Source organism: Clostridium sp. LS3 (genome assembly GCF_055330225.1).
This window is the reverse complement of the sequence record NZ_JBUZVV010000002.1, coordinates 83,504-106,747: the sequence shown is the minus strand read 5'-3', so window position 1 is coordinate 106,747 and position 23,244 is coordinate 83,504. Positions and strand designations below refer to the sequence as shown.

42 protein-coding genes are annotated in these 23,244 nt (G+C 28.7%); all 42 read right to left on the bottom strand.

Features of this window, described 5'->3' with window-relative positions; all coding sequences use genetic code 11:
• Nucleotides 1-12: 12 nt before the first annotated feature.
• On the bottom strand, nucleotides 13-384 hold the full coding sequence (locus ACZJV1_RS19880; RefSeq protein ID WP_463652221.1) for a hypothetical protein: 372 nt from the start codon (nucleotides 382-384) through the stop codon (nucleotides 13-15).
• Nucleotides 385-396: 12 nt separating this feature from the next.
• Nucleotides 397-774 (bottom strand): hypothetical protein, encoded by a 378-nt coding sequence (locus ACZJV1_RS19875; RefSeq protein WP_463652220.1) that lies wholly within the window; start codon nucleotides 772-774, stop codon nucleotides 397-399.
• Nucleotides 775-853: 79 nt separating this feature from the next.
• Complete coding sequence (locus tag ACZJV1_RS19870) at nucleotides 854-1,069, bottom strand: hypothetical protein (RefSeq protein ID WP_463652219.1); 216 nt, start codon at nucleotides 1,067-1,069, stop codon at nucleotides 854-856.
• An 11-nt stretch (nucleotides 1,070-1,080) separates the two neighbouring features.
• The gene (locus ACZJV1_RS19865; protein ID WP_463652218.1) at nucleotides 1,081-1,320 is read right to left on the bottom strand and encodes a hypothetical protein; all 240 of its coding nucleotides are present in this window, start codon (nucleotides 1,318-1,320) and stop codon (nucleotides 1,081-1,083) included.
• Complete coding sequence (locus tag ACZJV1_RS19860) at nucleotides 1,313-1,678, bottom strand: hypothetical protein (RefSeq protein ID WP_463652217.1); 366 nt, start codon at nucleotides 1,676-1,678, stop codon at nucleotides 1,313-1,315. Before ACZJV1_RS19860 ends, ACZJV1_RS19865 begins: the two co-directional genes overlap by 8 nt.
• A gap of 11 nt (nucleotides 1,679-1,689) precedes the next feature.
• On the bottom strand, nucleotides 1,690-2,283 hold the full coding sequence (locus tag ACZJV1_RS19855; protein ID WP_463652216.1) for a hypothetical protein: 594 nt from the start codon (nucleotides 2,281-2,283) through the stop codon (nucleotides 1,690-1,692).
• Between the two features lie 11 nt (nucleotides 2,284-2,294).
• Nucleotides 2,295-2,609: a hypothetical protein gene (locus ACZJV1_RS19850; RefSeq protein ID WP_463652215.1), complete on the bottom strand. Its 315-nt coding sequence runs from the start codon at nucleotides 2,607-2,609 to the stop codon at nucleotides 2,295-2,297.
• Nucleotides 2,599-3,000: a DUF488 domain-containing protein gene (locus tag ACZJV1_RS19845; RefSeq protein ID WP_463652214.1), complete on the bottom strand. Its 402-nt coding sequence runs from the start codon at nucleotides 2,998-3,000 to the stop codon at nucleotides 2,599-2,601. Before ACZJV1_RS19845 ends, ACZJV1_RS19850 begins: the two co-directional genes overlap by 11 nt.
• Nucleotides 3,001-3,010: 10 nt before the next feature.
• On the bottom strand, nucleotides 3,011-3,340 hold the full coding sequence (locus ACZJV1_RS19840) for a hypothetical protein (protein ID WP_463652213.1): 330 nt from the start codon (nucleotides 3,338-3,340) through the stop codon (nucleotides 3,011-3,013).
• Entirely contained in the window at nucleotides 3,324-3,590 is a 267-nt protein-coding gene (locus tag ACZJV1_RS19835; protein WP_463652212.1) for a hypothetical protein, read from the bottom strand. The genes ACZJV1_RS19840 and ACZJV1_RS19835 overlap by 17 nt, the downstream gene beginning before the upstream one ends.
• Before the next feature lie 2 nt (nucleotides 3,591-3,592).
• Nucleotides 3,593-4,891 (bottom strand): hypothetical protein, encoded by a 1,299-nt coding sequence (locus ACZJV1_RS19830; protein ID WP_463652211.1) that lies wholly within the window; start codon nucleotides 4,889-4,891, stop codon nucleotides 3,593-3,595.
• Nucleotides 4,881-5,132, bottom strand: a complete 252-nt coding sequence (locus ACZJV1_RS19825) for a hypothetical protein (RefSeq protein ID WP_463652210.1) — start codon at nucleotides 5,130-5,132, stop codon at nucleotides 4,881-4,883. Before ACZJV1_RS19825 ends, ACZJV1_RS19830 begins: the two co-directional genes overlap by 11 nt.
• Nucleotide 5,133: 1 nt before the next feature.
• The gene (locus ACZJV1_RS19820; RefSeq protein ID WP_463652209.1) at nucleotides 5,134-5,358 is read right to left on the bottom strand and encodes a hypothetical protein; all 225 of its coding nucleotides are present in this window, start codon (nucleotides 5,356-5,358) and stop codon (nucleotides 5,134-5,136) included.
• A gap of 21 nt (nucleotides 5,359-5,379) precedes the next feature.
• Entirely contained in the window at nucleotides 5,380-5,589 is a 210-nt protein-coding gene (locus ACZJV1_RS19815; RefSeq protein WP_463652208.1) for a hypothetical protein, read from the bottom strand.
• Nucleotides 5,590-5,688: 99 nt separating this feature from the next.
• Nucleotides 5,689-6,840, bottom strand: coding sequence for a hypothetical protein (locus ACZJV1_RS19810; protein WP_463652207.1), 1,152 nt, complete (start codon nucleotides 6,838-6,840; stop codon nucleotides 5,689-5,691).
• Nucleotides 6,824-7,120 carry a hypothetical protein gene (locus ACZJV1_RS19805; protein ID WP_463652206.1) on the bottom strand — a complete coding sequence of 99 codons (297 nt, stop codon included), beginning with the start codon at nucleotides 7,118-7,120 and terminating at the stop codon, nucleotides 6,824-6,826. Before ACZJV1_RS19805 ends, ACZJV1_RS19810 begins: the two co-directional genes overlap by 17 nt.
• A gap of 4 nt (nucleotides 7,121-7,124) precedes the next feature.
• Nucleotides 7,125-7,310, bottom strand: a complete 186-nt coding sequence (locus ACZJV1_RS19800; RefSeq protein ID WP_463652205.1) for a hypothetical protein — start codon at nucleotides 7,308-7,310, stop codon at nucleotides 7,125-7,127.
• 24 nt (nucleotides 7,311-7,334) lie between these two features.
• A complete protein-coding gene (locus tag ACZJV1_RS19795; RefSeq protein WP_463652204.1) occupies nucleotides 7,335-7,601 on the bottom strand; it encodes a hypothetical protein in 267 nt (88 codons plus the stop codon).
• 12 nt (nucleotides 7,602-7,613) lie between these two features.
• Nucleotides 7,614-7,799: a hypothetical protein gene (locus ACZJV1_RS19790; protein WP_463652203.1), complete on the bottom strand. Its 186-nt coding sequence runs from the start codon at nucleotides 7,797-7,799 to the stop codon at nucleotides 7,614-7,616.
• A 13-nt stretch (nucleotides 7,800-7,812) separates the two neighbouring features.
• Nucleotides 7,813-8,277, bottom strand: a complete 465-nt coding sequence (locus tag ACZJV1_RS19785; protein ID WP_463652202.1) for a hypothetical protein — start codon at nucleotides 8,275-8,277, stop codon at nucleotides 7,813-7,815.
• 57 nt (nucleotides 8,278-8,334) lie between these two features.
• Entirely contained in the window at nucleotides 8,335-8,490 is a 156-nt protein-coding gene (locus ACZJV1_RS19780; RefSeq protein WP_463652201.1) for a hypothetical protein, read from the bottom strand.
• Nucleotides 8,491-8,510: 20 nt separating this feature from the next.
• Complete coding sequence (locus ACZJV1_RS19775; protein ID WP_463652200.1) at nucleotides 8,511-9,101, bottom strand: DUF5662 family protein; 591 nt, start codon at nucleotides 9,099-9,101, stop codon at nucleotides 8,511-8,513.
• Nucleotides 9,094-9,285 carry a hypothetical protein gene (locus ACZJV1_RS19770; protein ID WP_463652199.1) on the bottom strand — a complete coding sequence of 64 codons (192 nt, stop codon included), beginning with the start codon at nucleotides 9,283-9,285 and terminating at the stop codon, nucleotides 9,094-9,096. Before ACZJV1_RS19770 ends, ACZJV1_RS19775 begins: the two co-directional genes overlap by 8 nt.
• 21 nt (nucleotides 9,286-9,306) lie before the next feature.
• A complete protein-coding gene (locus tag ACZJV1_RS19765; RefSeq protein WP_463652198.1) occupies nucleotides 9,307-9,585 on the bottom strand; it encodes a hypothetical protein in 279 nt (92 codons plus the stop codon).
• A gap of 35 nt (nucleotides 9,586-9,620) precedes the next feature.
• The gene (locus ACZJV1_RS19760; protein WP_463652197.1) at nucleotides 9,621-10,004 is read right to left on the bottom strand and encodes a hypothetical protein; all 384 of its coding nucleotides are present in this window, start codon (nucleotides 10,002-10,004) and stop codon (nucleotides 9,621-9,623) included.
• Between the two features lies 1 nt (nucleotide 10,005).
• On the bottom strand, nucleotides 10,006-10,350 hold the full coding sequence (locus tag ACZJV1_RS19755) for a hypothetical protein (RefSeq protein WP_463652196.1): 345 nt from the start codon (nucleotides 10,348-10,350) through the stop codon (nucleotides 10,006-10,008).
• A gap of 21 nt (nucleotides 10,351-10,371) precedes the next feature.
• Nucleotides 10,372-10,668 carry a hypothetical protein gene (locus ACZJV1_RS19750; RefSeq protein ID WP_463652195.1) on the bottom strand — a complete coding sequence of 99 codons (297 nt, stop codon included), beginning with the start codon at nucleotides 10,666-10,668 and terminating at the stop codon, nucleotides 10,372-10,374.
• 12 nt (nucleotides 10,669-10,680) lie between these two features.
• Nucleotides 10,681-10,905: a hypothetical protein gene (locus ACZJV1_RS19745; RefSeq protein WP_463652194.1), complete on the bottom strand. Its 225-nt coding sequence runs from the start codon at nucleotides 10,903-10,905 to the stop codon at nucleotides 10,681-10,683.
• Between the two features lie 42 nt (nucleotides 10,906-10,947).
• Nucleotides 10,948-11,631, bottom strand: a complete 684-nt coding sequence (locus ACZJV1_RS19740; protein WP_463652193.1) for a glucosaminidase domain-containing protein — start codon at nucleotides 11,629-11,631, stop codon at nucleotides 10,948-10,950.
• A 30-nt stretch (nucleotides 11,632-11,661) separates the two neighbouring features.
• On the bottom strand, nucleotides 11,662-11,889 hold the full coding sequence (locus ACZJV1_RS19735; RefSeq protein WP_463652192.1) for a hypothetical protein: 228 nt from the start codon (nucleotides 11,887-11,889) through the stop codon (nucleotides 11,662-11,664).
• Nucleotides 11,890-11,907: 18 nt separating this feature from the next.
• Nucleotides 11,908-12,141, bottom strand: coding sequence for a hypothetical protein (locus ACZJV1_RS19730; protein ID WP_463652191.1), 234 nt, complete (start codon nucleotides 12,139-12,141; stop codon nucleotides 11,908-11,910).
• 81 nt (nucleotides 12,142-12,222) lie between these two features.
• The gene (locus ACZJV1_RS19725) at nucleotides 12,223-12,387 is read right to left on the bottom strand and encodes a hypothetical protein (RefSeq protein WP_463652190.1); all 165 of its coding nucleotides are present in this window, start codon (nucleotides 12,385-12,387) and stop codon (nucleotides 12,223-12,225) included.
• Between the two features lie 33 nt (nucleotides 12,388-12,420).
• Nucleotides 12,421-12,786 (bottom strand): hypothetical protein, encoded by a 366-nt coding sequence (locus tag ACZJV1_RS19720; RefSeq protein ID WP_463652189.1) that lies wholly within the window; start codon nucleotides 12,784-12,786, stop codon nucleotides 12,421-12,423.
• A 71-nt stretch (nucleotides 12,787-12,857) separates the two neighbouring features.
• Nucleotides 12,858-13,148: a hypothetical protein gene (locus ACZJV1_RS19715; protein ID WP_463652188.1), complete on the bottom strand. Its 291-nt coding sequence runs from the start codon at nucleotides 13,146-13,148 to the stop codon at nucleotides 12,858-12,860.
• A gap of 73 nt (nucleotides 13,149-13,221) precedes the next feature.
• The gene (locus ACZJV1_RS19710; protein ID WP_463652187.1) at nucleotides 13,222-13,665 is read right to left on the bottom strand and encodes a hypothetical protein; all 444 of its coding nucleotides are present in this window, start codon (nucleotides 13,663-13,665) and stop codon (nucleotides 13,222-13,224) included.
• A 114-nt stretch (nucleotides 13,666-13,779) separates the two neighbouring features.
• Entirely contained in the window at nucleotides 13,780-13,983 is a 204-nt protein-coding gene (locus ACZJV1_RS19705; RefSeq protein ID WP_463652186.1) for a hypothetical protein, read from the bottom strand.
• Nucleotides 13,980-16,193, bottom strand: a complete 2,214-nt coding sequence (locus ACZJV1_RS19700) for an AAA family ATPase (protein WP_463652185.1) — start codon at nucleotides 16,191-16,193, stop codon at nucleotides 13,980-13,982. Before ACZJV1_RS19700 ends, ACZJV1_RS19705 begins: the two co-directional genes overlap by 4 nt.
• A 34-nt stretch (nucleotides 16,194-16,227) precedes the next feature.
• Nucleotides 16,228-19,749, bottom strand: coding sequence for a DNA polymerase III subunit alpha (gene dnaE, locus ACZJV1_RS19695; protein WP_463652184.1), 3,522 nt, complete (start codon nucleotides 19,747-19,749; stop codon nucleotides 16,228-16,230).
• Nucleotides 19,742-20,683, bottom strand: a complete 942-nt coding sequence (locus tag ACZJV1_RS19690) for a GIY-YIG nuclease family protein (protein ID WP_463652183.1) — start codon at nucleotides 20,681-20,683, stop codon at nucleotides 19,742-19,744. The genes dnaE and ACZJV1_RS19690 overlap by 8 nt, the downstream gene beginning before the upstream one ends.
• Before the next feature lie 113 nt (nucleotides 20,684-20,796).
• A complete protein-coding gene (locus tag ACZJV1_RS19685; protein ID WP_463652182.1) occupies nucleotides 20,797-21,966 on the bottom strand; it encodes a PD-(D/E)XK nuclease family protein in 1,170 nt (389 codons plus the stop codon).
• A 14-nt stretch (nucleotides 21,967-21,980) separates the two neighbouring features.
• On the bottom strand, nucleotides 21,981-23,024 hold the full coding sequence (locus ACZJV1_RS19680) for a DNA primase (protein WP_463652465.1): 1,044 nt from the start codon (nucleotides 23,022-23,024) through the stop codon (nucleotides 21,981-21,983).
• Between the two features lie 14 nt (nucleotides 23,025-23,038).
• Nucleotides 23,039-23,236, bottom strand: a complete 198-nt coding sequence (locus ACZJV1_RS19675; protein WP_463652464.1) for a hypothetical protein — start codon at nucleotides 23,234-23,236, stop codon at nucleotides 23,039-23,041.
• Nucleotides 23,237-23,244: the final 8 nt, after the last annotated feature.

Sequence of the window (23,244 nt, the reverse complement as noted above, 5' to 3'; positions counted from 1 at the left end):
CTTTTTTATTTATTAGTTGTTAATATACCATTCTCCACAAATTTCCCTTACCTCAAATTCATCATATCCACACCATTCTTCATTATCATCATCATACACATGAGAAATATCATCTATCATTTTATATCTACAACCAGTAACAACACTCTCTATTTCCTCACCTTTTAGATATTCTGCAAAAGCCTTTGAGAAATCTACCTTTTCTCTTTTAAGAATAAATTCATCATCATGTTCAAAATAAATTGCTGAACAGCCTACCATATCCCCTTCATTATGAGATATTCTTATATCTTCATTGGTTTTTGTAACAGTAAAATAATTACCTATCCAAGTTTCACCTTCTTTAATTTGAGTAATAACTTCTGTAAAATTTAACTTTTTCATTTATTTTCCTCCTTAATTCTTCTCTATAAACCATTGTCCTTTTAGTTCTTCAAAGCTTAGTCCAAGACAACTAACCCAAATATTATGAGTAGTGCTACTATTTCTTAAAATACAATCATCTTCCTTTTTATACTTGTTTCCAGACACACAACTTTCTATTATATTACCATCATCAAGACTATCAATTGCCCTAATTGTATAATGTTTTTTTCTTCTTAGAGTAAATGTATCCTCATTCCAAAAACAAATTCCAATTCCAACAAGTTTTTCATTTCCATTGTTCATTATATTTATTTTAGCACCTCTTTTTTCAATGTAGAAGTTTTTACCTTCCCAAACTTCTACATCCTTAATTTCTGCAATAACCTCTTTAAAAGTTAATTTTTTCATTAACATATCCTCCCTTCTTCATTATTAAAACACCAAATAAAAAGTATGTTTTATTTGATTATTTTAAATAAATTTTATACTAACACTTTACGTGTTCATAACCACAACTACATTCATAAAGTTCTCCAAGAAGGAAATCATATCCCCCATTATCATTAATCTTCACATAACTTCTTTCTGTTTGCTTTCCGCATATTGGACAATTTATCTCTTCAATATGGTCTCGAAAACAACTCTCCATTTCAAGTCTTCTACGAAGCTCTATTATAAATTTATCTGCTCTAGTGTATTTCATTGTAAATTCTCCTATCCAAATGGATTTAAAACTTTTTCTATTGAGATTTCTTCTATTGTTTTTGTAATATAACATTTTTCATTTGATATATCATTGTTGTTTTGATGTTTGCTTACAGCTTCAATAAAATCTTTAGCATTAGTGTATGTTTTAATCTGATGTTCTATTTTTTTAATACTATTATCAGTGGTAAAAGCATTTTCAAATGGAACGAATTCAATATCATATTCATAGATAAAAACATTAATCATTAAAACCATCCTCCTTTAAACTTTCTATATAATCATTGATTAAAATATCTCTAACCTTTTCAGCATTTTCCTTAACTTTAAACATAAATGAATTATCAAGTTCTCCATCTATAAATATTCCATACATATCTTTTACTTTTTCAACTTTAAAATCAGAATCGTCAATATATAACTCATACTTTTTATTAACCCATGTATTTGCCAACATTGCAAATTCACAAATCCAATCACAGTATAATCCTTTTATTTTTTGTGATTCACATGAATATTTTATTTGGAAAATGTCTCCATCCGATGTTTTAAACTTTGTTCCTATCTTAAACTGAAAAACTTTGGTTATATCATAAATTCTACTCATTAACACTCCCCCTATTCAAGAAGTTCTATGACTTCCTTATCCGATGTATTAATTATATAAAATGGTGGCTCAACACCAATAGCGTGTTTGGTTGCTGATTGTAATGCCATATGTAGTTTGTCTACAATTTCCATATCATCATTACCGTTTGTTGTTGCTAAACTTCCTAAAGCACACTCTCCACCAGAACCCATTGCTAAATAATCGTCTTTAGATTCTACTAATGAATAATCTGATTGAATCATGAATAATCTATCTCTGTAACCAAACATTAATGCACCTTCCATACTACTCAGCCCACTGGATATTTCATTACAATTATAAGATGCAACTATTCTTCTTAGGTTCGGTATGAATTTTGTTATTAAATATTCTCTATCTACTCCATCTTTTAACAGTGCTACTTCATCTAATAGTTTTTCGTATTCTAAAGCTTGAAAGTTAAACCTTCCACACAATCCTATAATTAATTCATCTGTATCTTTTGAATGAAACACTTTTCTTTGTTTGTAAACAGTTTTTCTATATGAGTTTGACCCTAAACTATCCCCTCCTAAATACACTGTTTTATTTTTCTTATCTAACATTCCTACTATACAAGTCATTTGTATCCCTCCTATTCATACTTCCAATTTTTCAAACTTAATTGAACTGGTTCTTTTTGAGAACAACTTGGATACTTGTAGATAGCTTGTATTTTACTTATTTCTAATTCTTGAAAGTTAAGCCATTCTTCTGATATTCCATGTCTGTTACTGTGCTTTTCATATTTATAAAAACCATTTCTAACTCTTAAATATTTAACACCTATGTCATATATATAACAAGTAAATGCCTTGTTATTGTATTTAATAATAACTTTATCTGCATTATATATTTTTTTTGTATAATTTGTTCTTATATATCTTGTACAACAACTATCAATTTTCATAATCTATTTCTTTCACCTCAAATCCCATCTTTCTAAAGAAATCTCCTAACAAATGTCTATGACAAGGGTCTGTTGGTTTTTCATAACAGTATATAGTTATATCTTGTCCATCATTTAAAAGTTTTTCCATTGTTGTTATTGCCCTATTTACATCTTTGTTAGTAAGATACGCCATAGCTAACCACTCACAATATTGAATTTTAAACTGCTCCCAGCTAATAAATACAAGATTATATTTATTAAATAATTCTTTTGGTGGTGCTAACTCTCTAAGCCATATATCATAATCACTATCTGTAAGCCACTTTGGGTTATATCTTGCAACAGATATTTTAAGTCCTTTACCATCTTTTAATTTTGCAAAATAACTTGTATATAAAGTTCCTTTCATCAAATCACCTCTATTCATATTTCGCCTTTAATTGAGCCAACATTTTGAGTTCTTCTTCTCTCTTTCTTTGTGCTATTTCATTATGAAGCTTTATCTTTTCCTCATTATCTTTTTGAGTTTGCTCAAAAATTATTTGCTCAACTGGTATAATTGACTTTTGTATTGTTTCATATTCAATTATGTCACAACCATTATAGATATCTTTCTGACGAATTAATCTTAGATGATTTTTCAATCCACCAATTGCTTTCCAAACCTTGCCTTTGCTTGTCCATTGAGGACATTCTCCACCAGAAGAAAATTGACCATCTTTATTTTTAATCTTATAAATTGTTTGCATAAAAATCTTCTATCCCCTTAATCTTTGTTTTTAACAACTCACTTTTTCCTCTTAAATTTATAATGTCTTTTTCATAAAATCTAATCCATGAAAATTGAGATTCATATCCAGCTTTTTCAAACTCAAATTCTTGTATTTTGCAAAAGTTATGAACATCTTCATCATTTTCATATTCAATTAATTCATTTGTATATTCCCAACTAGAAGATTTATCTTTTTCTCTATATTTAATTGTTAATATTGCTCTCAAAACTAACCCTCCTTTTCCATTTCGTTTAACAATTTTCTAACTTCATCCAAATCTTCTTTATTCATATTTTGTAAAGATTTTTTAAATTTGTTTGATTGTTTTGTTTTCTTAATTATAGAATCCTCTTTATTTTTTATCAATACTTTGCACCATTTTTCAAAAGCCCTAATTATAGGAACAATATTTCCACTATCAGCCCAACCAGCAAACCCTATAAACCCATCTCTATTAAAGCTTATACATTCTCTTCTTTCAAAATAATGAGCATCTACATATAAGAAAGCGTGTTCAATTCTTCTTTTCTTGTTACACTTAGTCTTTATAACTGGGTTTATAGTCATTTTCATTGAGATTTTTTCTTCATTACATATCTGCAATTCTTCTGAAACCATTTGATGAAGTAGTTCAATATCTTTTCTTGTTACGTCATTATATGTTAGTTTATTATTAAAACACTTTTTTGCATATATTCTACTTCTTTCTTTAGCTTCTTTTCTAGTTCGTTGAACTCTTCTTTGTAACAAATCTTTTTTTGTTAAGTCAAATAAGTCAAAAGTACCTCTGTTAGTATAATTTGTATCATTCAGTATAACCCACCACATATTATTAATGTTATGATAAACTTTACCTCTTTGCAATCTTCCCTTGTAGTCTCTAAAATATTTTATTTGACCGTTTATAATAAGCTTTCCATCTCTATCAAAACTATTATGTTTATATCCATTTTTTCTATATGATTCACAACCTTCTAAACCATCTAAATCTGAAAGTTTTGAATCCATAGTTATAGTATTGTCGAAGTGTCTTTGGAAATTTTGTTTAATTCTGTCTTCTGCTAGTTTATACACTTTATCTTCTTCAATTTCTATATCTTCTTCTAATGTTTTGACATACTCTTTTAGTAACTTCATTTCTTTTATCCACATTAATCTAATCAAGTATGGTGCTAACTCAAATCTATCAAAATCATAATACCCACCATTATAATTTTCATAATTTACATTTTGGTAAAATGTTATTTCAAAACCTCTAGGATATCTTTCAGCTTTAAATTCTAAATCTTTCTTTTTGCCTTGCCAATGGTCTTTACCTAAACTTGGATATTCTCTCATTATTCTTTCATCATCTCCCACATAAAAACCTCTAATTTCTGAAAGATAATTTAAAACCTTTTCTAGTATTCTATAGTGTGAATATTTTTCTTTCTCATTCCAATCATGTGTTTCTTTTGTATTATTAACTAAACTTAAATCCATATATTTTTCTCTAATTGAGAATATATAATCGTGATTATTTTTCATTTTGCTCCCCCCTTAATTCCCTTATAATATCATCCATATTAACCCAATCATCGTTTTTCACCCAATCATTATTATTTTCTTCTTGCTTAAGTTCTTCTCCTATTCCCTTAATTAACTCCAAAGCTGACCTTTTGATTTCTACATTTTTAGTATCTTTATAACTTTCCCAATCTCCACAATCTAATTGTGAAATTAATCCTTCTAGTTTTCCTAATTTTAATCCTATTTCTAATAAATCCACTTTAATTTCCTCCTACTTCTTTTAATTTTATACCACAGCATGGACAATATGAAAATCTAGTTATATGTTTGAAATATGGTTTCCCAGAACAAGAATCCATTTCTATAGTAAATAATCTCCATGTTTCATAATCAGTTTCAATATTTCGTTTATCAAATTTTTTACGAAACTGAATAACAACTCCATTTTCTATACTCTCATTGCATCTGTGTGTTTTGTTAATCAATTCAATTATTGAAATTTTTATTTATTCCACCTCATTTTCAATAATTTTTTTAATCGTTTCTAATGCTGATTTACTGCCTTTTAACTTTTGCGATTCTCCAAAATACCTTATAGAATTTTTTATTTCGTCAAATGTTTCGTATTCAATATAATCATCTTTTAATTGATTTATTTTTCTATCTATTTCTTTTATTTGATTATTTAGAAACTGCAACATCTTTTTATTATCCATTTTCTCTCCCCCTTCATCTTACGAACTTATAATATCATTATTTGATTATTTTGTCAATACTTTTGGATATAAAAAAGAACCACTTAATTTTGTGGCTCTTTATCTTTTGAACTCTTCTATTATTGCATCTAATTCTCTCCAAGCATCTGTGGTTAGCTGATACCTATTCTTTCTCTTCCAAATTTCCCATTTTTGAGGTGTTGTTAGAACTCTCTTTTTAAATTTTTGTTGTTTTTCTTTGTATTTACAAGAATTGTCTTCTATCATTGTCTTAACATTACTACCAACTAATATAGGTGTAACATCTTCATATTCATTTTTTACACTTTCAAATTCTTGCAAATCTGATACAAATGCTATGTTTTCATTATTCATTGTTGAAGAATATTCTTCATACAAATCATCTGATATTTCTTGAACCTTTTCTTTCTCTTCATAAAAATCTGCTCCATATCCCCAATAATTTAAATATGATACATCTGGACAATTTCTTTTAACTAAATCCATAAGCATATCAGAATTGTTTTCTCTCCATATATAAGATGTTTGCTTTTGAATATCAAAAGAATTGACAAGGTTTCTATCTCTTCCTATATCTAAATATTTAGGTTGAATATCATACCCAAATTCTAAATCTGGCTGAGTTGATACAAATAATCCATTTACAAATATCTTGCCTTTGTACTTAGAATCTATTAAAACCTTTCCCCTTTTTCCTTGACGAACTTCCATACCACCTTGTAAAAATAAAGTTCTTTCCACTAATCCTTCATATTCTTCCTCTGTTATATTATCTATTATTATAGTTAAGTCTTCATCTGGAACTGATTGCCAAACAAATTTCTTATCAACAAATATAGTTAATACTTCATCACCATATCTTCTGGAATTAACAAATCTTGAAGTCCATACTTCTTTTGCTCCATAATTATATATTGTAACTGGTTTTCCTAATCTTGTTAATACTAATAATGCTATCTTATAACCTTCTCCAAAACAGCCTATTGTATTATCATCATAAGTCTTTGTAGATGCCCCTAGTAATAATGAGTTGGTAAATAAAATACTCTTTTTATTTGATATTTTTAATTGCTTTTCTTCTTTGTTATATTCAACTGACATTTCATTGTTTTCAACTGTATTCTCTTGGTCTATTGCATTTTGCAAAAACTCTCTTAATCCATCTTGAACTGTCCAATTAGAAACATAGTTCTTTGATAGACTTAATTCAAACTTACTTATTGCTCTCACCCTCTAACTCTTTTAACTTTTCTGATATTACAGATTGATAATTTAACGCCATATTTCCTAATGCAAAATATAGATGTTTTCCTTCTTCAAGAAGTGTCGATTTACTTATCCAAAACAAATACTCCAAATAATCTCTTCTTCTTGTCAATTCTTGCAATTCTAGTCCAAACGCTTCATTACAAGAACAATCTATGAAAGAAATCAATATTTCTTTTTCCTTAAATGTTTTTAGGTTTAATAAAAATATTTCTTGTTTATAATATTCCTTCCATCTATCCATTTAACTATTCTCCTATTAGTTCATAATTCCCACTTTGTTCAATAAATTCTAAAATATCTTCTTTATATTCCCAAAGTGTAATTGTATTTTGACATATTCCATGTTTGACCCAATGACCATTTTTCAAAACCAACAAGATATACTTTCCTATTTTCTCCCTATATTCTATCTTGGTTTTGTATCTATTCATTTAATACATCTCCCTTTTAATCTGTTATTTAATTATAGTTAATCCAAAAACATCTTCAACATGAGTTGCATTAATGCTTGGTTCAAAAATCTTTATTACAAAATTATCCCTATCAACAACTTCTAATAATTCACAAGGGAAGTAAGCACCAAACATATCTTGAGCATCTGGGATACCGAATTTAGCACCACCTTCAATTGCTTTTAAGTATTTTTCACCATATAATTTTAAATTTGCTAGTTCTCTTTGCAAATTATCTATTTGTTTTTTAATCTCTTTTATTCTTGACATATCTAAAACCTCCTATAAACCTATCCCACAAATAGTTAATCCACCGAATAACATCCCAGCTACTATAGCAGTGACAACTATTGATAATAAATAAAAGAAAATTTCAAGTTTATTTAAAGAACTACTTAAAAGTTTATTGGTTAGCATTAGTGTAAAAAATCCAAAAAATATTAATAATATTGTTAATGTTATTATCATTTATAATTCCTCCTTATATAAAATTGTTTGCAATCTTTTCTAAAGAATTAGTCTTTGTATATCTTTTAGAATAATAGTGTGAGAATTTCTCATAATCATTTGTAAATTTAACATTATGAGAACGTAAATTTATACTGTTTAAATCATAGTCATTAAGAACTAGTTGAACTGCATCAACACCTCTTACATCTAGCAATACATTATACTTGTCTGTGTATTTTTGTCCATAGCTAAGAGTGTTTGCCAACATAACATATAAATCATTTTCTCTATGTGTCACAGATATTTCTTTATCCTCTGCATCAAAATCTTTGTGCATAGGTTTTTCTAAAACATAATATATTTTAGATTCCTCATTGCTTTCTTGATTCCTCACTTTTCTCCACCAACCACTTTTAGTTGGTCTTTCATTGTGTATTAATAATATTAAATCTCCTTGTGCAATAGATTTTTCTGAAATAGTTCTTGCTATTCCCATAATTTAATCATCCCTTCCTTTTTTAATTAATCTTTATAAAATACCTCTTTTATAATGTTATATGTATAATGTATTAATACATCTATTGACTATTTTTAATTGGTTTTTATAAATATCTTCCATAGGTTTATTGCCTTTAACACTTTTTAATTTATCTTCTATTTCTGCCCTTATATTTTCCATTGCATAGAACGCCTTACTATTAAATTTCATATCAAATTATCACCTCTTTATTATTTTATATATTCTAACTCTTTTAAATCTTCCTCTATTGTCTTCCCTTGTCTTTCACATAGCTGTTTCCATGTCATATTAAATATTACTGCCTCACCTAATAATCCTAATTCAAATTCTAAGTTTACTCTTGAATTATGTTCTAATTGAATCTTGTCGTAATTCTTACAGTAAAACTCTTGTGCTGTATCTCCAAACTTTCTACTCATAGCTTTCCAGTCACATATCATTTGTTTTATATATTTTTCTGGCATCCTTAACCCTATCCAATATTCCCAATGATGTTTATTGTATTGATAATGATGTTTCCAAGCTTTATCAAACTCTTTATAATTATAATCAATACATTCTTTAGCCCACTTGCCACTTCCCAATCCCATCTGATTATAATTACAATTCATATAATCCTTGCATCTTTTACAGTCCTTTTCTCCATAAAAATTAATAGCATATGGAATAAATTCGGAAGGTAAAAACTTGCTTAAGTCATGTGCGAAAGCATGAATATACAAACCTTCTTTCCAACATTCTATAAACACATTTTTCTTATGTTCTATTACATACTTAAAATACTCTATATATTTATTCATGTTCCTTATATCCTTCCATAAACTTTTTAAATTCTATAGTTCTGTCATAGAAAGTTTTTCTATCTTTCAAACTTCCAACTGTTGTTAAATACTCTTTACAAGCATAAGCATCTAAACATATTATTTCCCAAGTTGTTAGATTCTTTTTCTTCATTTCTTCAACGAATGTTTCAATTCTCACCATACCATCTCCTCTCTATTGGTTTTAATCCCCCTTTAACATATGTTTCCATGATATTTTATAATTGTAAATAAGAACTTTTGAGTTGTCACAATAAGCTTCTAATTTAAATCCCATTTTTCTAAGTTTTTCTACATTTTCTTCATATGTTATGTAAGTAAGAATACCACCACTTGATAGACAGCCTTTTATCTTCTTTTTTATATTTTTTAATTCTAACTTTTTAAATCTGTCCATGTCTTTTTGAAATCTTTTTTCTTGTCTTTTTATTTCTAGATTTATAAAAAACTTGGTAAAAATCATATCAATCTCTCCCTTTGCTCTATAGTCATAATCACTTACCTACCTTTCAATTTGTCATAGGCTTTTTCTATCGAATATACTTGTGGAGACATTTTAAATTTCAGTGTTTCCATTCCAAAAGGGAATAGCGATGATGTTAAGAAAACAAGTGTAAACATTGTAGCTACAAAAATTTTTATCTTTTTAGTTTTTGGTTTAAACTCAAATAATCCAAATAAAATTACTGAAATTGCTATGAGTATAAGTACAGATAATAGCAGACCTCCAAATAATCTTGAAGGTATTGATGATATATAACTATACTTCCCAAACTCTAATAAATACTCCATTCCATTTTGTTGTACAAAGTCTACAGACACATTCAAAGTATCTGCTATTACTTGAATTATATCTCCAAATCCATTTAACATATTTTCCATATTACTTACCTCCCATAATTGCTAATGCTAATTTTAATCCATCTAATACACCTCTGTTATAAGAATTATTTACAAGACTTACTTCTGCTTCTTTTTGTTTGATACAATCTTTCAAAGTATATATTCCTAAGTGTTGCAATGGGTCTGTATTCACCTTTTTTGCTAAATCCTTCTGTTCTTTTATTTGTTGCTCTATATAAGGTAATTGCTTTTTACCTACCCATTTAATAAATCCACAACCTTCTCTACAATACAGTCCATTAGTCTCTTCTCCATTACTATCTTCTTTGAAAAATACATTTAAACTTCCACATTTCCTACAAGATTCATATCCAGTATTACTCATATCAATACACTCCTCTTTTATTTATTTTTCATCTATTCTATACACTATAAAATCCTCATAACCATCTATAATATCATCAAAAACCCTATCACAAGCTTTCATAAAATAACTATCACCAGTTTCGGATAGAGATGCTTCTATTAATGCTCTTCCTACGTGTTCAGCAAAGGCAATCTCTTTTCCTTCTTTAACCTTATCGCCACCATAATTCACTGGATTAAGGTTAAATCCATTAACTAAATTTTTTATAGGTATCATTACATTCATCTCTGTATCTGTAACTGTAACAGTTGCACCTAAGTTTTCATATTTCATCATTATAAAACACCTCTAAATATATTTTTTAATAAAGTCAAAGACTTCTTGGATAGTTTCCATTTTTTCATTTGATGGCTGTGTCTTTCTAATAAGCAAAAGTTGAATTTCGTCAAGTAGTTGTTTGTCCATCTTACTATCTTTCTCTTGTTGTAATTTAAACAAGTTTGTTGTGAAATCACTTAACTTCTTACTATTAGCCAACCTTTTTTCTCTTTCAATATCATTCATCATTTCCATTTTAAAACACACTCCTTTATATTTTATAATATTATCATAAAATTATTTGTTTATTTTATCAATAAATTCACGACCAATGTTTGTGATTTTATCTGCCCAATTACTTAACTCACAATATAATATGTTTATCTCTGATATAGAAACTCCATTATAAAATAAACCACCTTCTGTTACATATTCTTCTCCAATCAATCTAAATGTTTCTTGAAGGGATTCACCCCAATCTGTAAAATATCTATAGTCACCTTTTATCATATATCCAGTAAGGTTGTTATACCCTATTGCAACATCACTTCTACCCCATGAAGATTCTAGTGCTACTATTGAAGCTAAGAATATTGCATTAACTTGAAACTCTTGCTCATACCAATAAAAAGCATCTGTTAAAGTTACTAATGCAGTTCCATCAAGCATTTTATATATTTGACCTCTACTTAGATTACTCAACTCTTTAACATTATATGGATTAAAGTGTGGAGTTCTGGTCATATCATTTAATCTCTGTTGCTCCAATTCTCTTTGTTTTCTCTCTTCTTCATCTCTCTTTTGCTTTGTTTCTCTTCCTAATTTTTCTATTTGTTTTAAATCATAATCTTTTTCAAACTTAACATTTTCAGTTGACTGCTCTGCTTGAAATAAATTATTTGCTTTTACCTCCAAGCTTTGAAATGTTGTAAAACTTAATGCCAAACTTAGAGCAAAGCAAGTAATTTTATTTTTCTGCATATATACATCTCCTTTCTATCTTTGATTTGTTTAACAATCGAATATCTCTATTTGTAGGTCGTATAAATCCCACAACCACTCTAATTTATCTTGCCTTGGGAATGATATGTCTATAACAATTCCATCTTGCACTGTTATAAAAATAATTGAAGAAATTTCATCAAAATATCCTATCATTATTTTATTACCTTCTCTTTCGACTTCCAAAGCTTCAATACCTTGTTTTTTTAGTGTTTCTAAGATTTCTGATATGTTCATATATATTAAAACCTCCTTTCAACGGTCTCCTATTAAAATTAATCCCATATTGTCCTTATCAACTACAGCATATAATTTTACATAATCCGCATCACCAAATTCGTCTAATTGTGCATACTCATTATATTTTATATAATACTCATATGCCTTATCAAAATCTTCAAAAGAATATCTAGTTTCATCAAAGCATAGATGGCTAACTCCATCATAAAAAGCTACTATAAACTCTTTCGCAGTGAATTCTCTTTCCATACATTCACCTCTTTCTTTGATTATTTTCAAATCTATGATTTTATTTAGTATTATGTTTGAATTGCGAATTATACCGCTTAATTATTGAATTATTTTAAAACTGCTTTTAGCCACATAATTTCTATCTTTAACATCATCTATTACACAATACATATCTTCTAATTCTTCAATAACCATATATTCTTTACCAAGTGTAAAATCTCCATATGGTTCTGTGATATTATCATCAATACATTTAACTTTCATTAATACACCTCACTATTTCGCATTAATTTCAAATTATATATTTTCCTCTAATCTTCTATCCCTTAATTCAGCTAACCACATATAAGTAAATAACTCTATACTGTTTTGTTCCATAGTTCCATCTTCAATTTTTGAGTATAATCTATCTATTTCTTTATTTAGTTTATCTTCTTCACTTTCACAAATAATTTCAAAATGTTCTGCTAAATGCTCTCTGGTTGTTTCAATCCATCCACATTCTTCATTTTCAAGTCTTACCTCTCCACCTATAAGTCTATAATCTTCATCTTCTGGAATATTCCACATAGTACCCTTTTCAATGTTCATATACTCATTTTCGATTGTAAATCCATCCCCATCACAAACTTCTATTAAAAATCCTTTTATACATTTATACATTTTATTTTCTCCTCTCTGTAAATTATATATTTCATAAAATACCTCTTTTGTATAATATTTGTTTGATTATTTTATAATAAGTGTTCACTATTCCAACCACATTCAGAACATTCATAAACTATTCCATCTGGATTGTTGTAATCATCTTCTTCATTATATATGTTTTGTGAATCCAATCCTTCATTAAAACAGCTTGGACAAACATTATCTCTTATTGCCATTTCTTCAATACCTTCTACATTGAATTGTTTAGATATGTTTTCATATAATTCATTATTGTTCATAAATGAAACATTTATTATGTACCTAAACATATCTAAAAGATACTCAAAATCCTCTTCTGTAAGATTTGTTTTTTTCATTCTATATCCTCCCTTCATCTTGATATAAGTATAGCCTAAAAGCTAATTATTGTCAATACTTTTAGGCTATTATTTATTTGATTAATTTGTCAATACATTTATAAACATCATCAATCCATTCATCGCTATTACTATCTATATTATAATCAAATCTTGGGTCATTAAACATCTCTGCGATAACCTTATATAATTCTGGCTGTTGCCATCTCAATATATATTCCATCATTATTCTGTTTACAAGGATACTAGGTCTTAACATATGCCAATTATTTGTTTTGAGTATGTCGTATCTTTCAATCAATATCTCTTTAATCATATTTTTATGATAAAGAACAACAGCACCAGAGAAGACATGACACTCACCATCTTTAAATTCTAAGAAGTTTAAATTTCTAGCCTTTGCAAAGTCTTTAATAACATCTACTGTATATCCTTCATTGTGTAAGGTTTTAATTGGCAGATAACCTATAGCCTTTGTTATGCCAACGTTTGATAAATCCTCAATAACTCTTTTCATCCTTACCCCTCCTATTTAAAACACCAAATAAAATGTTCATTTTATCTGTTATTTCGTGTATAAATGATGTATAAACTGATTATTTATACATCATTTGATACCCTTTCCGTATAATTATAATATTTCTATAAATCTTCTAGCCCCAAACATTGTGTTATCATTTATACATATACCAGTTGATTTTTCGAATACCCAAACTGTATCTTCTGAATCTTCGTCAGAACATAAATAAATATTTATCTCATCTTCCTCTACTATATACATTAATTCTTTTGAAGTAATTCCACCTACCTCAAAATACATCTCTAAATTTTTCATAATACTCTCTCTCCTTTTAATGTTTTATTCATTTCCTCATACTCTTCTTGAATTAAATCTATCATTGAAGTATTTCTTTGTAATTCAGCACTTTTTTTAATTACTTGATTAACTGTACTTGGTAATGAAATATGGAAAACTTTCTTTCTCGCCCTTGTAACTCCAACATATAAAATATTCTTGTTTGAAGTCCATGTGTGACTTTTTGGAGTGACAAGGATAACATTATCTATACTTGACCCTTGACTTTTGTGAGTTGATATTGAATAAGCAAGTAGTAATTCTCCTAAATCACCCTTTTCATATACAATAGTATCTCTATCAAATTTAACATAAACAGTACCCCATCTAATCTCTACAATCTTTCCAATTTCTCCATTAGTTATTGTTACTTCATCACCTTCATCATTTAAAGCAGAATAGTTATTAACCACTTGCATAACCATATCGCCTTTTCTGAATACTGTTTCTCCATATTTAACAAAAGGCTTATCATCTTTTTCTGGATTAAAGTTTTTTTGTAAATCTCCATTTAAATCTATAGTTCCATTGTCACCTATGTTTTTCCCACTTAAAACCATTATCTCACTTGGGTCTACACCTTGATTTAATAATCTTCTATAAATATTAACTACATATTGTTTTATATATTGGTCTTCGGAAGGTATGAACATATAGTCTTTATTAGTTCCAAATATTTGAACATCTTTTGAATATTCATCCAAATATTTTTCACCTAATCTAATTTTTGTAGCTACTTGTAAAAGTCCACCTTCTCCATATCTAAATATTTTATTCAATCTTGTAGTAGGAATTATCCCACTATTTATAAAGTCATAAGCACAGTTCCCAGCCCCAACGGAAGGGAGTTGAGCATCGTCTTGAACAAATAGCAATCTAGTTTTTGATACATCTATTGCTTCAAGTAAGTGTTTCATTAACCATATATCTGTCATACCATTTTCATCAACTATAACTACGTCCACTGGGATTTTATTGTCTTCATTATAACCCCAACCTTCTCTTGGATTAAAGCCTAGTTTTCTATGGATAGTACCCGCATCTCTTTTTGTAAAGTTCTTTAAAACTATTGAAGATTTTCCAGTCGGTGTCATTAGTGCATAAGATAGATGTAAATCATCACATAATGTTATGATTGATTTAACACTGGCTGATTTTCCCGAACCCGCCGACCCAACTAAAAGATTTATGTTATTCTTGCAAAACTCTGATAAGATTTTCTTTTGGTCATCTCCTAATTCAAATCCACCAATTCTATAATATTTTGAAACATCTGTAAACAATGGTGACTTTACATTAAGTATTTGCAATAGTTTTTTAGCAATATATTTCTCTGTATTATAAGTTTTCTTAAATGAAATTTGTTTCTTAGCCTTGTTAATATGAATCTCTGGACTTTGTAAAGCTTCTAATAAGAAATCAACGCTTTCTGGAATTAATTCGTTACATCTTCTTATAATATTATCTAAGCTAATCCAAGTATTTCCATTACCTTCATTTTCAGTTAATACAAACTTTACACAAGCCTTTGCTCTTTGTAATGACCTCCTCATTTTTTGATTATCTTCTACGTTCAATATCATACTGTCAGCTTTTTTAAATCCTACACCCCCAATTGAACACAATGTTGAATAAGGGTCTTTTCTCATTTGTTCTCTCATTGTTTCTATAGATGTAAAAGTATCATACATCTTTTGTGCCATATTAACAGTTATGTCGTATTTTGAAAATTCGCTTATAAAGTCTATTAATACAAAATTCTCCATAACTTTTGTCTTTATCTTTTCAAATTTTGCTTCTTTAACACCTTTTACATTAGATAAATCTATATCTTTTACTAGGTCATCTATAATCATTTGAACAATGTTTGGATAAACACTAAGTAATGATTCAGCATCTCTTTGAGATATTATTTCCATTAAAAACTTCTTGTTTTGTTCTAGGTCAGTAGGTTTGTCTCTATGAAACTTAACTATTTCATAACCATACTTATTCTTTCTTCCTTCAATCTCATACTCTTGTCCAAGTGTAAGTTCGCACACCTTACCACTTATAGACACATTTCCATATTTGTTGTATTCTAAATCATCTCTCTGTTCAGTTGGAGTACAAGCATATATTCTGAAATTATCAGAATATACACCTATACATTTATCTATTATAACTCTAAAAATTATTTCTTCTGTCATGTAATACCTCCCCCATGTTTATTTGATTATTTTATTATATCACCTTTAATGCTTTTAACTTATTTGACTTTCCAAACTCATAATGTTCGCAACGGAAGAATCCATTTCCACGATATCCTTCTAGGAATAGTTTGTCACACCTCTTTAAATCAGATGCTACAGTATTATATAGAAGTTGTCCTAATTTGACAATTATACATCCACTATTAGTCATTACGATTATTTCATTATGCTTCTTATTCTTCCCTATCAGAACACCAGCTATATAGTATAATTCTTTCTTACTATAGTAGCCTACTTCATCCATATCTAAATCTGGAATTTCATTAAATTCATTTATATCATAATCTTCTTTTGCAGTTTTTAACCATGAATCAGAGAAATAAAAACTTGTACTCTCAAACTCTAAATCACTAGCATTTCTTCCATTCTTATATTCTGTAAATTCTTTCATCAATCTAAATTTGTTTATTTGTTTTGCGAATTTTTCTCCATTTGATTTGATAGCATCTTTTAATTTTGTTAAGTGTTTATCATATTCTTTTTCATATTTCTTTTTATCTATCTTTAAAGATTTTTCAGTAATCTCATAACATTCTGTTGAGTAGTTGTTTTTAACTTGTACAACCAAACCATCATCTTTTATTAGATTTAAATTCATCTTTTTTGTCAATAGTGTTTTGTGCAAGTCGTATATTCTCTTTTCTTTAGTAAACTCTTTAACATCTAATAATTTATTGACAAAGATTTCTTCACAATTAACAGTTGTTGCTTTCTTTATCATCTTGACTACTCTGAATAAAACTTCTGCTATTAACCTATCTCTCGCAACCAACTCTCCATTTTCCTTCATTGGAATATTATCAAAGCAACCACCATTTACCAAGCTTAATAAACATGACTTATCTAATTTTACATAACCTTCTTCTTTGCTATCAGAAGCGTTCTTTTCTATAAAATCTTCAAAACTTGTGTATGGTCTATTTTTAACAATTTGTGCAACACTAGGTTTTCCAACATTACTCAAACTTCCTATTCCATACAGAATAGCATTGTCTTGTAAAGAGAAATCTAATTTAGATTTGTTAATATCTGGCGGAAGAATCTTTAAATCTAAGTCTTGACATTGTGTTAAATACTGAGAAACTTTAGTATTATCACCAGTGTGAGAAAGTAAACTTGACATATATTCTAATGGATGATGTGTTAATAAATAAGCTGTAAAATATGTTTTCTTTCCATAGCTAAATCCATGTGACTTGTTAAATCCATAGTTTGAGAAAGCTGTCATTTCTTCAAAGATTTCGATTGCAACTTCTTCACTAATCCCATTATGAATACACCCTTTGATATTCAGTTTTTCATTGCCATAAACAAAATTATCTCTTTGTTCTAAAACATATTTTTCTATCTTTTTACACATTCCTCTACGAACAACATCCCCTTGTGCATAACTGAATCCAGCTAAGTCTCCAAGTATTTGTTGCACATTTTCTTGATAAACCATACAACCATAAGTTGCTTTGAGTGCATTTTCTTGCAATGGAGTTAAATATGTTATTTTTGAAGGGTCTTCTTTCCAATCAAGATAATTGTCAATAAATTGCATTGCCCCTGGTCTATAAAGTGAAATTCCAGCACAGATATCTTCCAGATTTTGAGGTTTAAGCTTCATAAAGAACTTTGTCATATTATTTCCCTCTAACTGAAAAACACCTCTTAATTTACCTTTTGCCAAAAATTCATAAGTTGCTTTGTCGTTCAGTGGAATATCCTTAATATCATAATAAGTCTTCCCTAGCTTTATCATAGTATCTTCTATAATATCTAGTGTATTAAGTCCTAGCAAGTCCATTTTAACCATTCCAAGTTCTTCACATATTGTTTTATCAACTTGTAGTAATTGTTCTCCTTCTTCACCTCTTAAAGTTCCACAGAAGTTTGAAATCTTCTTAGAACTAATAACTGAACCACAAGCGTTAGTTGATAAATTTCTTGGTCTTCCTTCAAATTTACTAGCTAAATCTATAACATCTTGATGTTGAAGTATTAATTCTGAAAGTTTTTCATTTCCACTATTTGCTTGAATTGATTCTAACACAGTGTCTAAAGTCATAAACTCTGCTAAAGCATCCATATCCTTTGTTTTTTTGTTTAAACAACGACCAGCATCCTTAATGGCTACTTTAGGAGTTATAAATGAGAAGTTTATAATCTGTGCAACATATTCTTCTCCATAAACTTCTTTTAAGTGTTCGAATACTAATCCTCTACCTCTTGAAGAGAAATCTGAATCTATATCTGGATTTGTAACTCTCTCCTTATTAAGATATCTTGAAAATAACAATCCATTTGCAACTGGTTCTATATTTGTAATATTTAACAGATAATTGATTAAACTACCAGCCCCACTCCCCCTTCCAAATCCAGTAGGGATACCATTATCTTTAGCCCAATTCATATACTCTTGAACAATTAAGTGATATCCTATAAAACCCATATCCTTCATTGTATCAAATTCTTCTTTAAGCCTTGCTAAGTAATCTGTTAATGGATGTGGTTTATAGTATTCATCATAATATATTCCATCTTTAACATTGTTTAATATCTTTTCTTTCCAACCCTTCATGATTAAGAATTGAAAGTATTCTTCCTCACTCTTAAATGCTTTTGGAATTTTTGCTTTTGGTAACTCTGGCTTTCCAAACTCAACTTTTGCAGTAGACATATTTGCGAATTTTATAGAGTTATTTAAACCTATTGTTACTTCATCTTCTGTAAAACCATTTTTTAGCATCACGTTATATATTTCATCTGTCTCATGTATATAACAACCATCATAAACTTCCCCAGTATTCTCTATATCAGCATTATCTCTATTTATATTGATAAAATAAGAATGTGCTTCTCTCATACTTGGGTCGGTATAATGAACGTCAGAAGTTATCATATATGGAGTATCTGTCATTTTAGCCAAATCAATGATTTTTCTATTATATTCTGATTGATGTTCATCATCATGACATTGTATTTCTAAAAAAAATCCATCTCCAAAAACTTCTTTATAGTCATTTATGTATCCAATACATTTAATAACATCTTTTGTTCTTGATAACTTAGAAGCTAAACAAGCTGTTGAGCATATCAAGTCTTTCCCATAAGGTTTTATCTGCTCTAAATCTATTCTAGGTTTATAATACTTGCCATCTTCTGATTTTGATATAAGTTCATTTATTGCTTTTAATCCATCTTGATTTTTTGCCACTAATATTAAATGATAATATTTGTTTTGTGGGTCTTTTACTGTATGGTCTAAAGCTTCATAAAACTCAACTCCATACTTTATCTGAACATCTGGGTAATCTTTTTGTAATTTTGCAAAGTAAAACCAGCTAAACTGGTTTCCGTGTTCGGTTACACATAATGATGGTACTCCAACTTCTCTGCATCTATCTAATATTTCTTTAGGAGTGCCATGACCATCTAATATGCTATAACAACTATGTAAGTGATTCTCCGAATGTTTCGTTGCTCTTGGCAACGTTGGTTTAACCATCAATATCTACCTCCTTATTTTCATAGTATTTCCATTGCAATTTTTCACCAGTTAAAGGGTTTGTACCACAAAAATTTCTTCTTTTCTCACAACATTCTTTTATATGATTGCTACAATTATAAAACCTACTGGCTTCTGCATATGATTTAAATATTTTATCGGTCGTTTTACATATAACCTTCTTGCTTTTTGATTTGTGTTTTTTAATAGTGTTGTTTTCATAATCTGATAAATAAGCCCATCGTAAGCCTTCATTTGTTGATTCAGATTTACCACAAGTAGAATTTAACCCCTTACAACATTTTACTATACCACTATTATCACAATTGTTCTTGTCAGAAGCTTCTTTCACAGTGTCATAAACAATTCCAGTAGTTAAACAAATTACTTTTTTTGCAGAATGGTTTTTTGAACCTAATTGTCTTTCGCTAAGAAGTCTTCTTTTATGAGCAGATAAATTTTCTCTGCTAGAAGATATTCTTAACTTTTCTCTAGTTTCTTTTGAAATAACTCTCCCTTTTCTAGCCATGCTTAATTTTTCTCTAGTCTCTTCTGAAAAAATTCTTCCAATTGCTAATTTTCGCATAATTTCTTTTGATTCGTCTGAATGTCTGTAACCAACACTTCCATCTCCACCCCATGTTTGGTTTGTCAAATTACCAACTGGTGATTTTGTTCTATATCCATTTATAGCTATGCTATAACCTAAGTTAAAAACATAATCATCTATTAAATCTCTTTCCAATTCATGTGCTTCAACCTCTGTTAAATTTTCTTTGATTATGCTTACAATATAACCATGTTTATCTGCAATTCTATCATGATACTGATTCCTTCCTATTGTATATGCTCTATCATTGCATCCTTTTCCAATATAAAATGTAGTCATATCATCTAATCTTACGTGTTCATAAACATAAAAATTATTATTCACAAAGAATATCTCCCTCCCTTTTGTTTCATATGTGACCATTATATACTAAAAAGATGGTTTTGTAAATACTTTTGTTTGAGTATTTTGTTGCAAAACCATCTTGAATATCTTAATTAGCTAAACATACTATCAAAGTCAAATGAAGGTGCTTGTTGTTGGTTTAGGTTATCAGCTATTTCTTCTTCTGCCTTTTTCTTTTGGTACGCTTCTTTATTATCTTCTTTAAACTTTAGCAAATGTGGACAATTCGAACGTCCACATAACACGTTACAGAAATAACTTTCCTTTTCTATGTCACAAGGTTTAAAGTTCTTTTCGTCCTTTTTTCTACTTTCTATTTCAAAAACTGTATCTTTAATCCATTGCACCATTTCTTCCATAATCTCATCATTGAAGCCATATTCTAAGAAACAATCTTCTATCCAGTATTTAGAACTAATTTCTTCTGGAAGATACTCCATTGAATTTTGTGCTACACATTTTCCTACTAAAAGTTCTGCATCCATAGTATCCATTCCAGATTTTATTAAGTCTTTAACTAAAGGTTTTGTAAAGTATTTAACTGAATCTTTTCTCTCTACTAATGCTGACCTTTTAACACTACCATCTTTCTTATGAGTGCAACAATACACGTATTTTAGCATAGTCCAACCCAATTTAGATACTTCATAAGATAAGCTTTGTTCAAGACCAAGCTTATACATTAACAACTGTCTACCAGCCTTGGGAAGTTTTTCTTTGTTGAATTTTGAAGATGTTTTCCAGTCATTAACTATCAATGTTCTAACTTCCTTACCATCTATTTCTTCCTTGCAAGGAATAATTGAATCTATGTACATCTGAATCCAAATGTAATCCCAGTCATCTTCTGGATTTTCAACTCTTGGTATTTGGAGTAGTACAAAATGCTCTGTCATCATTTTAGTATCTAATTTATTATAATTCTTAAAGAAGTGTTCCATATTCTTTAAGTAATTAACTTTTGTTGTTGGTGGGTTTTCTGGAAATTTAATTCCTTTGTCACTTGCATCTAATATACACTTATGGAATTCTTCCGATGTTTTTTCCATTGGTTTATCTTCATTGTACAATGCTTCTAACCCATCATGAATTACTGTTCCAATTAAATTATATATATTATCTGCTGACCTTTCCTTTAGGACATATCCTCTATAATAACCATATTGACATTGATGAAAAGTATCTAATTTACTATATGAATAAACTGGAATACCTCTCATAAATAATTCTTTTAATTTTGGATGTTGTTCTCTAGTTCCCATGTTCTTCTCCCCCTTTAATCTTCTATAACCCAAACAATATTGTTTGTACATTGTTCCCAAACCTCAAAACCATTATCGCTTGGTGATTCTTTTTCTTTTAATATACCTTCTGTGCTTATATATCCAACCCTTCTTCTTAACATACTACTGCTTGATTTAAATCTTAAACATTGTTCTTCTTTAAATTCATCACTTACATCATGGTCAAAGGCTAGTACAATATCTACTCCTAATGACATTAATAACCTTCTTTGAATATCTGATACGTCATGTGAACCTATTGCAGTAGTACATCTGACACCATAACTAGCATTTTGTAATGGAAATTTCTCACTTTCTCCAACATAAACTACTCCACTTTCTTGTATGTGATGATAATTTTCATAAAATCCATACAAGAAATTACTCTTAGGAAAGTTTAATCCTTTTAATGGTAGCCATTTGCTTATATTATGTTCATTACAGTATTCAGCACTTGCCATATACCTACCCATAATTCCTATAATTCTCCCAATAGAATCTCTCCACGGTAAAACAGCTCTATTGGTTTCTATGTCAAACATTACATTGAAAATTGTTTGAATATCGTAAGCTATCCCATCTCTAGCAAACATTGTATTTCCTTTATTGAGAAAAGAATTTAGTAGTGCTTCATCATAATAATCATAATCAACATCATACTCTTTTTGCACTTTAGAATAGAATCCTCCAAAAGCTTTTCTAGTCTTTTTCTTAGAAACGTATTTATCAGATAAGTTGTATTCTATTCCTAGTGCTTTACAACAAATAGCTATTGATTGAACTAATTCAACCCCTTTGAGTGACATAATTATTGTAAATATATCACCCTTTACTGGAACTGCATCATATATCTTAGCTGATAAACTTTCATTCAATTTTACACAAACTCTTGTTGCATTTGGGTCTTTTTCATCCTTGGCACATCTATACTCTTTCATATTTCCACTTATTCTATCACAACCAATGCTTTCTAGGATTAGTCTTACATTGTTATCATCTTCTAATATCTTCTCTTTCAAATCAAGGATATCTATCATAAAATCACCCTATTCTAGTCTTGTATAAGTTCATAACATTCTTCTATAATTTTTATATAATCTTCTATGTATTCTTTATCTAAGATTCTTGTGTTGATATATCCACATTCTTTAAGTGGAAATTGACAATCTCCACAACTTGTTTTCATACAATAAGATTGTAATTTCTCTATTTTATAGTCTATATTGCATATTTCTCTTATCTCTATCATGATTTAAT